This is a genomic window from Marinobacter sp. MIT932201 (assembly GCF_047123295.1).
Taxonomy (GTDB): domain Bacteria; phylum Pseudomonadota; class Gammaproteobacteria; order Pseudomonadales; family Oleiphilaceae; genus Marinobacter; species Marinobacter salsuginis.
The window spans coordinates 535,913-548,936 of the sequence record NZ_CP138917.1; the positions used below are offsets into that span (position 1 = coordinate 535,913).

General features: G+C 57.9%; 13 protein-coding genes and 1 pseudogene. 12 read left to right on the forward strand and 2 right to left on the reverse strand.

The genetic code is table 11. The annotated features are described in order from the left end of the window. Window positions 1–67 precede the first annotated feature (67 nt). The 12 genes and pseudogenes from SIC15_RS02420 (at window position 68) to SIC15_RS02475 (ending at window position 11,364) form a co-directional block, all read left to right on the forward strand. Window positions 68–427, forward strand: a complete 360-nt coding sequence (locus SIC15_RS02420; RefSeq protein WP_412537004.1) for a CidA/LrgA family protein — start codon at window positions 68–70, stop codon at window positions 425–427. Continuing rightward, window positions 417–1,142, forward strand: coding sequence for an LrgB family protein (locus SIC15_RS02425; RefSeq protein WP_136630869.1), 726 nt, complete (start codon window positions 417–419; stop codon window positions 1,140–1,142). Before SIC15_RS02420 ends, SIC15_RS02425 begins: the two co-directional genes overlap by 11 nt. Window positions 1,143–1,298: 156 nt before the next feature. After that, window positions 1,299–2,861, forward strand: a complete 1,563-nt coding sequence (locus tag SIC15_RS02430; RefSeq protein ID WP_222466015.1) for an ABC transporter substrate-binding protein — start codon at window positions 1,299–1,301, stop codon at window positions 2,859–2,861. Between the two features lie 77 nt (window positions 2,862–2,938). After that, on the forward strand, window positions 2,939–3,988 hold the full coding sequence (locus tag SIC15_RS02435) for an ABC transporter permease (protein ID WP_412537005.1): 1,050 nt from the start codon (window positions 2,939–2,941) through the stop codon (window positions 3,986–3,988). Next, complete coding sequence (locus SIC15_RS02440) at window positions 3,985–4,917, forward strand: ABC transporter permease (RefSeq protein ID WP_014575818.1); 933 nt, start codon at window positions 3,985–3,987, stop codon at window positions 4,915–4,917. The genes SIC15_RS02435 and SIC15_RS02440 overlap by 4 nt, the downstream gene beginning before the upstream one ends. 4 nt (window positions 4,918–4,921) lie before the next feature. Continuing rightward, the gene (locus SIC15_RS02445; protein WP_412537006.1) at window positions 4,922–5,839 is read left to right on the forward strand and encodes an ABC transporter ATP-binding protein; all 918 of its coding nucleotides are present in this window, start codon (window positions 4,922–4,924) and stop codon (window positions 5,837–5,839) included. After that, window positions 5,836–6,846: pseudogene (locus tag SIC15_RS02450) on the forward strand (ABC transporter ATP-binding protein). Before SIC15_RS02445 ends, SIC15_RS02450 begins: the two are co-directional and overlap by 4 nt. 75 nt (window positions 6,847–6,921) lie before the next feature. After that, a complete protein-coding gene (locus SIC15_RS02455; protein ID WP_412537007.1) occupies window positions 6,922–7,836 on the forward strand; it encodes a LysR family transcriptional regulator in 915 nt (304 codons plus the stop codon). After that, on the forward strand, window positions 7,829–9,115 hold the full coding sequence (pepQ, locus tag SIC15_RS02460) for a Xaa-Pro dipeptidase (RefSeq protein WP_412537008.1): 1,287 nt from the start codon (window positions 7,829–7,831) through the stop codon (window positions 9,113–9,115). Before SIC15_RS02455 ends, pepQ begins: the two co-directional genes overlap by 8 nt. Window positions 9,116–9,223: 108 nt before the next feature. After that, the gene (locus SIC15_RS02465) at window positions 9,224–9,430 is read left to right on the forward strand and encodes a bacterioferritin-associated ferredoxin (RefSeq protein ID WP_012139146.1); all 207 of its coding nucleotides are present in this window, start codon (window positions 9,224–9,226) and stop codon (window positions 9,428–9,430) included. 89 nt (window positions 9,431–9,519) lie between these two features. Continuing rightward, window positions 9,520–9,996: a bacterioferritin gene (bfr, locus tag SIC15_RS02470; RefSeq protein WP_209399074.1), complete on the forward strand. Its 477-nt coding sequence runs from the start codon at window positions 9,520–9,522 to the stop codon at window positions 9,994–9,996. A 9-nt stretch (window positions 9,997–10,005) separates the two neighbouring features. Next, window positions 10,006–11,364 (forward strand): phosphomannomutase, encoded by a 1,359-nt coding sequence (locus SIC15_RS02475; RefSeq protein ID WP_412537009.1) that lies wholly within the window; start codon window positions 10,006–10,008, stop codon window positions 11,362–11,364. A 38-nt stretch (window positions 11,365–11,402) separates the two neighbouring features. On the opposite strand, the gene SIC15_RS02480 is transcribed toward SIC15_RS02475, so the two are convergent. Both SIC15_RS02480 and SIC15_RS02485 read right to left on the reverse strand, forming a co-directional pair. Then, a complete protein-coding gene (locus SIC15_RS02480; RefSeq protein ID WP_412537010.1) occupies window positions 11,403–12,527 on the reverse strand; it encodes a phospholipase A in 1,125 nt (374 codons plus the stop codon). Between the two features lie 11 nt (window positions 12,528–12,538). Beyond that, the gene (locus SIC15_RS02485; RefSeq protein WP_412537011.1) at window positions 12,539–12,877 is read right to left on the reverse strand and encodes a hypothetical protein; all 339 of its coding nucleotides are present in this window, start codon (window positions 12,875–12,877) and stop codon (window positions 12,539–12,541) included. Window positions 12,878–13,024: the final 147 nt, after the last annotated feature.

Below are 13,024 nucleotides of genomic sequence, written 5' to 3' on the forward strand. Positions count from 1 at the left end.
TGCATTGGTATCTATGTGGTGGTTTGGGCTAGTGTAATGCAATTCTTTCCCGGGTGAGTGTAAGCGCATGCCGATGTTGCGTGGTTTTCTGGTTCTGGTGCTGTTTTTTATTCTTGGCGAGTCTGTGCGCCTGCTTCTGGCGTTGCCGGTGAGTGGCGGCGTGCTGGGTATGGTGGTCATTACGTTTACCCTGATGGTTAAAGGCAGTGTCAGTGATGATCTGGCCCGGGCCAGCCAGGGGCTGATTGCGGTGCTTGTACTCCTGATCATGCCGGGGGTTGTGGGGGTGTTTTTCACGGCGGACCAGTTCTCGGGCCAGTGGCTGGCGGTTGCGGCGGCGCTGTTGGTGGGCACCTTCCTGAGTGTTCTGACGACTTTGCTGTTAATGAAGGCTGTGACCGCCAGGGGAGTGAGCGATCGTGAGTGAATTTTTTGCCCGCTTCCAGGCGTTACCGGACACGCTTGCCGCCACTCCAATCCTGGCGATCGGTTTGACGCTTGGTGCCTTCTTCGCCGGCAACTGGCTTTTTTCCCGCATCGGGCGGCCCCTGTGGTTGCCGCCGGTGGTCCTCTCTGCGTGCCTGTTGTCCGGTGTTATCGCAGCGTTGGCGGTGGATTACCAGGATTACCAGCAGGGCGCGCGCTGGCTGACGGTATTGCTTGGGCCGGCCACCGTGGCGTTGGGGATTCCGCTGTACCAACAGATGCACCATATCCGTGCCATGTGGCGCCCGATTGTGGTCACCCTGCCGATTGCCGCCACCATGGCCGCCGTGTATGCGGTTGTGATTGGCTGGGCGCTGGGGGCCACGCCGGAGGTGCTGGCGTCACTGGCGCCCAAGTCGGTAACAGCGCCTATCGCCATCGGAATAACGGAGCAATTGGGTGGTTCCGTGCCCCTCATGATGGGTGGGCTTCTGATTACCGGTGTGGTGGCAACCCTCTTCGTTGACCTGCTTGCGCGGCTTTTGCCGGTTAAAGACGAGCGTATCCTCGGGTTTGCCCTGGGTTTGAATGGTCATGCGATTGGCACGGCGCGGGCGTTTGAAATCAGTCACGCCGCCGGTGCCTTTGCCTCGCTCGGGATGGGGCTCACTGGCGTGTTTACGGCCCTGATCCTGCCTCTGGTTTTCCGGCTGTAAGTCTGCGCGAAATCAGGTCATTCACCTGGCGTATAGCCCCTTGTCGTAATTTCGATTGCCCTAAGTGTTTTCCGAGACTAGCTTGTTGGCCAGGCATTCGGCGCCGTTCTGCGCCGATGTTCCGTGAAAATTCCTAAAACAGCGACGGAAAACGCGATGAAAAAACTGATTGCAGCATTTGTCGGTTCCATGGCCCTGGCATCGGCACCGGTAGCCCTCTCTGCCGAGGCGACCAAGGAACTGAAAATGGCGTACGACGCCGACCCCGTGACCCTCGATATTCATGAGCAGCTGTCTGGCGGCATCCTTCAACTGTCCCATATGACCTTCGATCCGCTGCTGCGCTGGACCAAGGATCTTGGCTTTGAGCCGCGACTGGCAGAGAGCTGGGAGCGGATTGACGAAAACACCATGCGCTTCAAACTGCGTGAGGGCGTTAAGTTCCATTCCGGCAACGAGCTGACGACCGCCGATGTGAAGTTCACCTTCGATCGCCTGAAGCAGAGCCAGGATTTCAAGGCCATCTTCAAGCCTTTCAGCAGCATTAACATCATCGATGATTACACCTTCGAGCTGGTGACCAGCGAGCCGTATCCGCTGCTGCTGAATACCGCCACCTATATTTTCCCGTTCGACAGCGAGTTCTACACCGGCCAGACCGAAGACGGCAAGGACAAGAGTGCCATCCTCAAGCATGGCAACTCCTTCGCGTCCGAGAATCTGTCGGGTACCGGTCCGTATACCGTGACTGAGCGCAAGCAGGGTGTGCGCGTTGAATTCGAACGCTTTGACGACTACTGGGACACCGAGTCTCCGGGTAACGTCGGCAAGATCGTGCTGACTCCGATCAAGGAGAACAACACCCGCGTTTCTGCCCTGCTGTCTGGTGGCGTCGACTTCATCGCGCCGGTTCCGCCCAATGATCTGGAGCGTATCCGCAACGACAAGAACGCCAACCTGGTCACCATGAGCGGTACCCGCATCATCCTGTTCCACATGAACCAGGAGCGTGTGGAAGCCTTCAAGAACCCGAAGGTTCGCCAGGCAATCGCCTATGCCGTCAATCAGGAAGGCATTGCAGCCAAGATCATGAAGGGTTTCGCAACCCCGGCCGCCCAGATGTCCCCAGAAGGCTACCAGGGTTATAACGAGTCCCTGAAACCGCGTTTCGATGTGGCCAAGGCCCAGCAACTGATGAAGGAAGCCGGTTATGAGGATGGCTTCACCATCACCATGATGGCGCCGAACAACCGCTACGTGAACGACGACAAGATCGCTCAGGCAGTGGCCGCCATGCTGGCGCGCATCAACATCAAGGTGGATCTGAAAACCCTGCCGAAGGCCCAGTACTGGCCGGAGTACGACAACCGTGCGGCGGACATGATGATGATCGGCTGGCATGCGGATACCGAGGACTCCGCCAACTTCTACGAGTTCCTGACCTTCTGCCCGGATGCCGACAGCGGCGCTGGCCAGTACAACGCCGGCAACTACTGCAACCCGGAAATCGACGCCCTGGTACAGAAGGCCAACGTCGAGACCGACCTGGACAAGCGCGCGGCCATGTTGCAGGAAGTGGAGCAGCGTCTGTATGACGACGCCGCCTTTGTTCCGCTGCACTGGCAGGACCTGGCCTGGGCTTCGAAGAAGAATGTGAAGATTGAGCCGGTGCTCAACGTCATGAACTTCCCGTACCTGGGTGACCTGGTTATCGAGTAATCGCCTCTAACGGCAGGCCGGTGCTGGAGTGATCCGGTGCCGGCCTTTTGTTTGCAAGCCTTATCCGGAAGCTTTCCATGTTAGCGTTTTTGGTTCAGCGGATTTCCCAGGCGTTTCTGGTCATGTTTGTGATCAGTGTGATTGCCTTTGCCATTCAGGATGGCCTCGGGGACCCGCTTCAGGAAATGGTGGGGATGTCCGTCTCCGAGGAGGAGCGGGAAGCCATTCGAGACGAGCTTGGCCTAAATGACCCGATGGTGGTGCAGTACCTGCGGTTTGCGGGCAATGCGCTTCAGGGTGACCTGGGCAACTCCTACTTCTACAGCAAACCGACCCTGGAAGTGATTGCCGAGCACCTGCCGGCAACACTGGAACTGGTCATCGGTGCCAGCCTGATTATTGTGTTTCTCTCTGTGCCGATCGGTGTCTATGCCGCGATCCGGCCCCAGGCATGGCTATCCAAATTCTTTATGGGCGTCAGTACCGTGGGTATCTCCATCCCGGTGTTCCTGACGGCTATTGTGCTGATTCAGCTGTTCTCCATTGGTGTTACCGTGAACTGGTTTCCGTCAGAGACCGGCTGGGGCCAGTGGCTGAACGAGTTCTTTTCCACCGAGGGCGGGTTGCCTTCCTATGGTCGTGGTGATGAGCTGACGCACCTGTTCGGCACCTGGGAATCGGGCTTCTTTTCAAGCGGTGGCCTGATGCACCTGATCCTGCCATCGGTGTCGCTGGCCTCGATCATGCTGCCGCTGTTTATCCGGCTGATCCGGGCCGAAATGATGGAAGTGCTGCAGAGCGACTACGTCCGCTACGCTCGGGCCAAAGGCCTCAGCGCCGGCCGCATCAACTTCCTGCATGCACTCAAGAACACCATGCTGCCGGTGATCACCGTCGGCGGTGTGCAGATCGGCATCATGGTGGCTTACACCATCCTTACAGAAACCGTGTTCCAGTGGCCGGGCGTGGGCCTGATGTTCCTGGAGGCGATTACCCGCAGCGACATTCCGCTGATCGTGGCTTACCTCATGGTGGTGGGCCTGATCTTCGTGATTACCAATACCCTGGTGGATCTGATCTACGGACTGGTGAACCCCACCGTCAAACTGACAGGAAAGAAAGCATGACAACGGCAACGGTTTCCCGCTGGGACCGCTTCCGCGAGTCCTTCTTCTGGTACAGCTTCAAGCGCGACAAGGTGGCGATTGTCAGCTTTGCCGTGCTGCTGCTGATGGTGCTGGCGGCGGTGTTCGCGCCCCTGCTGGCGCCCGCCGATCCCTACGATCTGGCGCAGATCAACATTATGAATTCCGAACTGCCCCCAGTGGGCATGAGCGGTGCCGATCCGGCCTTTCCGCTGGGTACCGATGCCCAGGGTCGGGATCTGCTGTCCACTATTCTGTACGGCACCCGGGTGTCGCTGATGATCGGCTTCGGGGCAGTGGTTCTGCAGGCGTTTCTGGGCATTCTTTTTGGCCTGCTGGCAGGCTACCTGGGCGGCAAGGTGGATGCGGTGCTGATGCGCATTGCCGATGTTCAGCTGTCGTTCTCCACTCTGATGGTTGCCATCATCGTGGGCGCGGTGTTCAAGGCCAGTTTCGGCAACCTGATGTTTGGTGAGATTGCCATCTATATGCTGATCTTCATCATCGGTGTTGCCGAGTGGCCGCAGATTGCGCGGACCGTTCGCGCCTCGGTGCTGGCGGAGAAGAAAAAAGAGTATGTGGATGCGGCCAAGGTGATGGGCTTCGGGACACGTCGGATCATGTTCCGGCATATCCTGCCCAACACCCTGTCGCCAATCTTCGTTATTGCCACGGTCCAGATTGCCAACGCGATCATTTCCGAGGCGGCGCTGTCGTTCCTGGGCCTTGGTATGCCGGAGACCCAGCCGTCCCTGGGATCGCTGATCAAGTCCGGCTTTGACTACATCCAGAGCGGTTCCTGGTGGATCACCCTGATCCCGGGCCTGGTGCTGGTGGTGCTCGTTCTGGTCATCAACCTGTTGGGTGACTGGTTGCGGGATGTGATGAACCCACGGCTGTACAAGGGGTAACACCATGGCATTGTTGGAAGTAAAAGATCTTGATGTGCGCTTTGCAGTGCGTGGCGGCGACCTGACGGCCCTGCGAGGCATCAGTTTTAACCTGGACAAGGGGGAGCGACTGGGCCTGGTTGGTGAATCCGGTGCCGGCAAGTCGGTGGCTGCTTTTTCCATCCTCAATCTGATTGCCAAGCCGGGCTACATTGCCGGCGGCCAGATCCTGTTCGAAGGCAAGGATCTGGCGGCCATGAGCGAGCGGGAACTGCGGAAAATCCGCGGCAACCGCATTGCCATGATCTTTCAGGATCCGATGATGACCCTGAACCCGGTGCTTACCATTGGAACCCAGATGGTCGAGGCCATCCTGGCGCATCGGAAGATCAGTAAAAAAGAAGCCCGCGCCATTTCCCTGGACCGGCTTCAGAAGGTGCAGATTCCTTCTCCGGAGAAGCGTCTCGATCAATACCCCCATGAGCTGTCAGGGGGTATGCGCCAGCGGGTGATCATTGCCATTGCCCTGCTGCTGAACCTGTGCGAGCAGGAGAATGTGGCGCTGATGCTGATTACCCACGATCTGGGCGTGGTCTCCCAGGTGACCCAGCGGATGCTGGTCATGTATTCCGGCCGGATCATCGAGCAGGGCCCGACCCGGGAAATTATTAACGATGCCCAGCACCCCTACACCCAGGGGCTGATCAACGCGTTGCCCCAGATGGGCGAGCCCGGCGAGCGTCTGTTCCAGATTCCAGGTTCCATGCCGTCCCTGAAGAACGTGCCCTCGGGCTGTCCGTTCCATCCCCGCTGCAAGTTCGCCACCGAACAGTGCAAGCAGGCGATGCCCGAGTATGTCCGCTCTGGCAATGTGAATGTGGCCTGTTACGAAGTCGCCAACCTGATTGAGCAGGAGAAACGCATGCAGGAGGCCGAATCATGACCTCCCCGTTGGTAAGTATCCGCGGTCTTGAGAAACGCTTTGACCTGTCCGGCAGCCTGCTGGAGCAGATCACCTTCGAGGGTGGCCGTTTCCGCCGCAAACAGGAAGCCGTCCATGCTATCAACGGCGTGGACCTGGAAGTGCAGAAGGGCGAGGCTCTCTGCGTTGTGGGCGAATCCGGCTGTGGCAAATCCACCGTGGCCCGTACAGTTATGGGCCTGCTCTCGCCCAGCGCCGGTGAAATCCACTACGACGGTCAGCGCATCGACAATCTGGAGCAAAAGGATTCTCTGTCCTACCGTCGCAAGATGCAGATGGTCTTCCAGAACCCCTACGCTTCACTAAACCCGCGTATGACCATCCAGCAGACTCTGGAGGAGCCGATTCGGTTCCACCATCCGGACTGGTCGCCGGTGCAGGTGCGGGACAAGATTCACGAAGTGATGCATTCGGTGGGCATTGATCCGGACTGGGGTAGCCGCTTCGGCCATGAGTTTTCCGGTGGCCAGCGCCAGCGGATCGCCATTGCCCGGGCCCTGGCGGTGGATCCCGAATTCATTGTGGCGGACGAGCCCATCTCGGCTCTGGACGTGTCCATCCAGGCCCAGGTGCTGAATCTGCTCATGGACGCCCAGGAAAGCCGCGGGCTGACCTAACTGTTCATTACCCATGATCTGGCGGTGGTGGAGCATTTCGGCACCCGGGTGGCGGTGATGTATCTGGGGCGTGTTTGCGAGCTGGCGGATACAAAAACACTGTTCTCCGCCCCCCGGCATCCATATACTCAGGCGCTGCTTTCTGCGATTCCGAAACTGGAGGACGACCGTCCCAACCACATCCGGCTGAAAGGGGAAGTGCCCACTCCCGTGAATCTGCCGTCGGGCTGCGTGTTCCATGGGCGCTGCCCCTATGCCAACGAGCGATGCCGGCAGGAAATTCCGCAGCTGATCACCACGGATGGCGGTACCCAGGTTGCCTGCCACGCGGTGGAAGAGGGCCGGTTGTAACGGCGCCGCTGCGATAGGCTATGATGCCAGCAGCAGAACTCGCATCGATACAACGACATACCCTCAGGGGACTCCATGGAAGTACGCTGGTTGGAAGATTTTCTGGCGCTGGCCCGAACGCGCCATTTCTCACGTGCTGCCGAATTGCAGCACGTGAGCCAGCCTACGTTCACCCGACGGATCAAGCTGCTGGAAGAGGCCATGTGTAGCACGCTGATCAATCGTCAGACGCTGCCCCTCTCATTGACGCCTGCCGGAGAGATATTCCGGGAACTGTGCGAGCGGATTACCCGGGATGTACGGGATACCCGTGATCGCATTACCGCCCTTGAAGCCGAGGTGTCTGCCAGGATCAGTGTGGGCTCCACCCAGGGCCTGTTTTCCCATTTCTACCAGAGCTGGGCCCAGGACGCTGGCATCGCTGAACGTCTGCAGCTAAACCTGAACGCTACCAGTTGGGTGGGGGAGCAGTTCCTGGAGGCGCTGGACAGTGGTGAGTGTGATCTGGTCCTGTGTTACTGGCATCCGGATCTGCCCTGGGGCGGCAGGCTGACTGCCGATAGTTACGATTGGCTGGTGCTGGCACGTGAACACCTGGTCCCGGTCAGCGTTTCTGACGATCAGGGGCATCCCCGATTTGCCCTGCCGGGTAGTGCTGAACAACCGGTACCGCTGATTGCCTACCACAGTCGCGGTTTCCTGCAATCGGCGATTGAAGGCCATCTTGTTCGCAGCAGGCTAACCGCCAACCTGTTGCCACTCAATGAGAATACCCAGTCCGCCAGTATCAAGGCTCTGGTCAAACAGGGTTTCGGCATGGGCTGGTTGCCGAGGCGCATGACCGAAAAAAGCGAACAATTCGGCAGTCTGGTGCGTGCTGGTGATGAGAGCTGGGACGTGCCCCTGGAAAGCCGCCTGATCCGTCTCCGGGATACCCGCTCGGAGGATCTGTTAACCCTCTGGAAAACACTGGAAGATGGCTATGCCTGATGATGCCCCGTTGCACCTGCAGATCGATCACCTCAAAGAACTGCAGGCCCGATACGAATCGGCGCTGGCGGAGCATGGTTACGACAGCCTGCTCATCTCATCCGGCGCCGCGCCATACCGCTATGGTGATGATCAGGCGTGGCATTTTCAGGGTTACGGTCCGTTCCTTCACTGGACCGGCCTGGCCGGTCGCGAACACTGCTGGCTCTGGATTCGGGCGGGGCACAAACCCGTCCTGTGGCTGTATGAGCCGGTGGATTTCTGGCACGCCAATTCGCCTCTGGCGGAAGAACCCTGGCAGCAGTTTATCGAGGTTCGCAGCAGCGACTCACCTGAGGCGCCGTTGTTGGATGATCCCGACAGCCTGGCGGTGATCGGCGACCCCGCACTGATCAGTAATATTCCCGGAGACACAAACCCGGACGATCTGCTCCGGGAATTGGACGAAACCCGGGTGCGCAAGACTCAATATGAAATCGAGTGTCTGGCGCAGGCCAATGGGCTGGCTCTGGAAGGCCATGCCGCCGCCAGGGAGGCGTTCCTGGCCGGTGAAAGCGAGTTTGGCATCAACCTGGCCTACCAGCAGGCGACCCGTCAACGGGAAGCTGAGGCGCCGTATCACAGCATTATCGGGCTGAACGAGCACGCCGGTACGTTGCACTACCAGTATTTCGATACGCAGCCGCCGGGGCAGCCCCGCAGCCTGTTGATCGATGCTGGCGTCCGTTTTCGGGGCTACTGCTCCGATATCACCCGTACCACGGCAGGTCTGGAAGAGTCGCACTTCGCAGCGCTGATCCACGGTCTCGACCGGCTTCAGGTCAGGCTCTGCGACATGGTCGCGCCCGGGGTGGACTACATCGACATCCATCGCAAGGCGCATCAGGGGCTTGCCGCCCTGCTGTCGGCCACCGGTCTGGTTACCGGCCTGGATGACGAGGACATTGTCGAAAAGGGCATTACCCGTGTGTTCTTCCCCCATGGCATCGGTCATTTCCTGGGCGTACAGGTTCACGATGTGGCTGGTAAACCAACGCCGCCTCCGGAAGACGCGCCGTTTCTCCGCCTCACCCGCAGGCTGGAACCCGGTATGGTGGTCACTATCGAACCGGGTCTCTATTTTATTCCTTCCCTGATGGATCCCTTGCTGGAAGGGGAGTTGGGGCAGTACCTGAACCGCGAGTTGATTAGCCGTTTGAGGGAATGCGGGGGCATTCGTATCGAGGACAACGTGGTGGTCACCGAAAACGGCTCCCGGAATCTGACCCGAGGCTCATGAGCCTCGCAACACAAAAAGTTGCACAAAATTAAGCCAGAAGGCTTGCATTTCGAGATGCCAATGACAATAATTATCACTAACTTTTATTGTCATTGGTGATTCACTGCTATGTACGTTTGCCTTTGCCACGGCGTAACCGACCGGGAAATTCGCGAAGCTGCCGATAACGGCGTGTCATCCATGCGTCAGCTTGGCAAAGAGCTGGGTGTTGGCACGCAATGTGGACGCTGTGCGTGCACCGCCCGCGAAATCTTGCGCGAGAGCCGTACGCCCGACTACCTGGCCATGGCCAATATGCTCGCCCAGCCTGCCTGACCGGCACGATTGTCCGGTTCTATTTTTCTCTTGTCCGATAAGGGGCTATCCTAAGAGACTGATACATTCGGCCATCAGGGAGCCCTATCATGAAAGGCGATAAAAAGGTCATCCAGCACTTGAACAAGGTCCTCGGAAACGAGCTGACCGCGATCAACCAGTACTTTCTCCATTCCCGCATGTACAAGGATTGGGGTATCACCAAGCTGGCCGCCAAGGAATACGAAGAATCCATCGACGAAATGAAGCATGCGGACCAGCTCATTGAGCGGATCCTGTTTCTCGAAGGGCTGCCCAACCTCCAGGATCTCAACAAGCTGTTAATCGGCGAGAACGTCGAGGAAATGATCTCCTGCGATCTGAAGCTGGAAGAAATTGCTCACAGCGATCTGAAAGAAGCGATCCTCTATTGCGAGGAAGTTCAGGACTTTACCAGCCGTGAGCTGTTCCGCAGCATTCTCGATAGCGAAGAAGAACACATCGACTGGCTGGAAACCCAGCTGGAAATGATTTCCCAGATGGGCGTCCAGAACTACATCCAGCTTCAATCATCCGCCGCGGAGTAATTCCAGACAATGGACTTGTCATGTTTTAAGGCCTACGACCTGCGAGGCCGGGTGCCGGATCAACTGAATCCGATCCTGGCTGAGAAAATTGGCCGCGCCTACGTGGAAATAACCGGCGCGAAGAAAGTGATCGTCGGCTACGACATTCGTCTCTCAAGCCCGGACATTGCTGAAGCGCTTAGCTCCGGCTTGATGGCCGCAGGGGCGGATGTGTTCGATATCGGCCTGTGCGGCACCGAACAGGTGTATTTCGCCACCAGCCACTACAAGATGGACGGCGGTATCATGGTGACCGCCAGCCACAACCCCAAAGATCACAACGGCATGAAAATGGTCGGCCCCGAATCCCGGCCCATCAGTTCCGATAATGGGCTGAATGAGATCCGAGATCGGGTGCTGGAACCTTTTGCTGATGCTGCAGAACAGGGCCGGTACGAGCCCCTGGAAGTGATGAGCGCCTACGTTGATCACCTTCTGGGGTACATCGATGCCGGTTCTCTCAGCCCGCTGACCATTGTCTGCAACGCCGGTAATGGCGGTGCCGGCCTGGTTATCGACGAACTCGAACAGTACCTGCCTTTTGAATTCGTCAAAGTGCACCATCAGCCAGACGGCCATTTCCCGAACGGCGTACCTAACCCGATCCTCCCGGAAAACAGGGCGGCCACGGCCGACGCGGTTATCGCAGAAGGTGCCGCCATGGGCATCGCCTGGGACGGCGACTACGACCGCTGCTTCTTCTTCGACGAAAACGGCCGCTTTATCGAGGGCTACTACATCGTCGGCCTGCTGGCGGACCAGTTCCTGCGCAAAACCGGCGGCGGCAAAGTCATCCATGACCCCCGCCTGACCTGGAACACCCTGGATCTGGTGAAAGCCGCCGGCGGCGAAGCCATCGAAAGCAAAACCGGCCACGCCTTCATCAAACAGAGAATGCGTGACGAGGACGCCGTGTACGGTGGCGAAATGAGTGCCCACCACTACTTCCGCGACTTCGCCTACTGCGACAGCGGCATGATCCCCTGGTTGCTGGTTGCCGAACGCCTCTGCCAATCCGGTCAGACCCTGTCATCACTCATCGATGCCCGAATCGAGGCGTACCCTGCCAGCGGCGAAATCAACCGCACCATCAATGATCCCCCCAAGGTTATTGCCGCGATTGAAGCTAAATACAGCGTTGGCGCCAAAAGCGTCAGCCACGTGGACGGCGTCAGCATCGAATTCGACGACTGGCGTTTTAACCTCCGGATGTCCAACACCGAGCCGGTTGTCCGTCTGAATGTGGAATCGCGGGCAGATATTCCGTTGATGGAAAAGAAAACCGAAGAATTATTGGCTGAAATGGATCGGTTGAACAAAGAAGGCTGAACCAATGGCTCGCTCTGACCGTCGCTTAACCAGAGCGGTCAGAGCCAGTCATTCAGCATAATCCCGATACCAAACCGCTGAATTCGATGGTTGTAGTCAATCAGGCTCTCCCCATACCCGTTGTAGTACTGGAAAAACCCCTTAATCGTATCCCCCATCGGAAAGCTGTACCCGAACTCCACCGACGTCTTGTTGTTCTCGGATCTCAGGTTATTCATCAGCCGTAACGAAAACGTGCGGTCTTCTGACAGCTTGTACACCGCGTAATAATTCGCATGGCCCAAATAGCTTTCGATATCGGCGTTATCATCGTCACTGCTCTCCGGAATCCGGTACCAGGGCTGAACCATAAACAGCCATCGATCATAGCTGTAGGCGGCAGACCCCATGATGCGGTTCCAACTCCGGGAGCGCGGCTCTGACTGGCCGTTTGACTGGTGGTTGAACCCCAGAGTCACGCCATTGAGCCGGCCCGGTCCAATATCCCAGTCAGTCTGGTATCGGGCGAATATCTCTGGCTCGTAATTGGTCTCCCGGAATGGCGCCGAATCATCCTGGTTATATACCTGCCAGAACGAGGTCTGGGTATAGCCGAACCAGAGCGTTGTACGGTCATCCAGAATGCCCGTCAGCAGCGGCACCTTGAAGCTGATCTGGTACTTGGCTTCTTCCCGTTCCAGATCATAATCATAGCCGATGGACCCCAGCCTGGGGCTGGAAGGGGATTCGTTCGGGTTTTTCACCCAGCTTACGGGCAGGATATAGGTGGGGCGGTGGCCCACAAAACTGCCAGAGAACGAAAATACGGCCTTTTCAGCCGCCACATATCGGTCCACCAGGGCCGCCATGACGCCCGCATCGGAATCGCCTTCCAGCCCATTGCCGGCTACGGCATCGAGATCTTCGCCATTCGGTGCCAGTTGCTCTGCACTTTTCTCGGCCTGCTCTTTGGCGCTTTCGGGGGCCTGGGCCTGACGCTCCTTTGGCTTGTAGAGGCTGTCAAAGCAGGCCAGGCGCTTGATTCCGTCGTCAATCAGCGCGCATTGCTCCGGTGAGTCAATCGAGGGTCTCTCTTCAGTCTGCGCCTGTACGATAGTGGGCGCTGACAGCAATGCGAGAGCAATGAAAGCCGACGATCGCGTCAACAGGTAGGCGGGTGTCATGGGGCGGTCTCCTAGCTGGCAGTCAGGCTGAACCAGGTGTTGGCAATGCCGTAGATCCAGACGCCGATCAGGGTGACGGCCAGAAGCGAGAAAACAAGCTTGTGCCTGAACCGGTTGCCACTGTTTGCCGAGGCAACCCAACGAAGGTACATCAGACCGATAAAGCTTATGAAAACCCCCAGACTGGCAAAGGCCGGGATGAGCAGCCAGGCGGCGCTGATTGTCTGGCCGCTACTGGTCTGGCTGGAAAACCACCCCATGGATCCAAGCAAAACCGCCAGCGCCGTGAATTCGGCGATCAGCAGTGGTTTGCGCAAGGGGTGGGGCGAAGTCGGTTCCGTATTGGTCATGAACACAGGTCCTGGATGGTAGAACGTCGGCGAACACCATGGTAACCGGATTGCTCGCGAAACACCCCCAGACTTACGAAATCGCAATTAAAATGGTTGAAATCAATTTATGATTTTGCTGTTTGGTTTTTTTGCCAGGTTTCAGTC

Excerpts from the sequence above, each read along its gene's own strand:
- SIC15_RS02420 (WP_412537004.1), top strand. The coding sequence starts at position 68 with ATGCCGATGTTGCGTGGTTTTCTGGTTCTGGTGCTGTTTTTTATTCTT.
- SIC15_RS02430 (WP_222466015.1), top strand. The coding sequence starts at position 1,299 with ATGAAAAAACTGATTGCAGCATTTGTCGGTTCCATGGCCCTGGCATCG.
- SIC15_RS02435 (WP_412537005.1), top strand. The coding sequence starts at position 2,939 with ATGTTAGCGTTTTTGGTTCAGCGGATTTCCCAGGCGTTTCTGGTCATG.
- SIC15_RS02440 (WP_014575818.1), top strand. The coding sequence starts at position 3,985 with ATGACAACGGCAACGGTTTCCCGCTGGGACCGCTTCCGCGAGTCCTTC.
- SIC15_RS02445 (WP_412537006.1), top strand. The coding sequence starts at position 4,922 with ATGGCATTGTTGGAAGTAAAAGATCTTGATGTGCGCTTTGCAGTGCGT.
- SIC15_RS02455 (WP_412537007.1), top strand. The coding sequence starts at position 6,922 with ATGGAAGTACGCTGGTTGGAAGATTTTCTGGCGCTGGCCCGAACGCGC.
- pepQ (WP_412537008.1), top strand. The coding sequence starts at position 7,829 with ATGCCTGATGATGCCCCGTTGCACCTGCAGATCGATCACCTCAAAGAA.
- SIC15_RS02465 (WP_012139146.1), top strand. The coding sequence starts at position 9,224 with ATGTACGTTTGCCTTTGCCACGGCGTAACCGACCGGGAAATTCGCGAA.
- bfr (WP_209399074.1), top strand. The coding sequence starts at position 9,520 with ATGAAAGGCGATAAAAAGGTCATCCAGCACTTGAACAAGGTCCTCGGA.
- SIC15_RS02475 (WP_412537009.1), top strand. The coding sequence starts at position 10,006 with ATGGACTTGTCATGTTTTAAGGCCTACGACCTGCGAGGCCGGGTGCCG.
- SIC15_RS02480 (WP_412537010.1), bottom strand. The coding sequence starts at position 12,527 with ATGACACCCGCCTACCTGTTGACGCGATCGTCGGCTTTCATTGCTCTC.
- SIC15_RS02485 (WP_412537011.1), bottom strand. The coding sequence starts at position 12,877 with ATGACCAATACGGAACCGACTTCGCCCCACCCCTTGCGCAAACCACTG.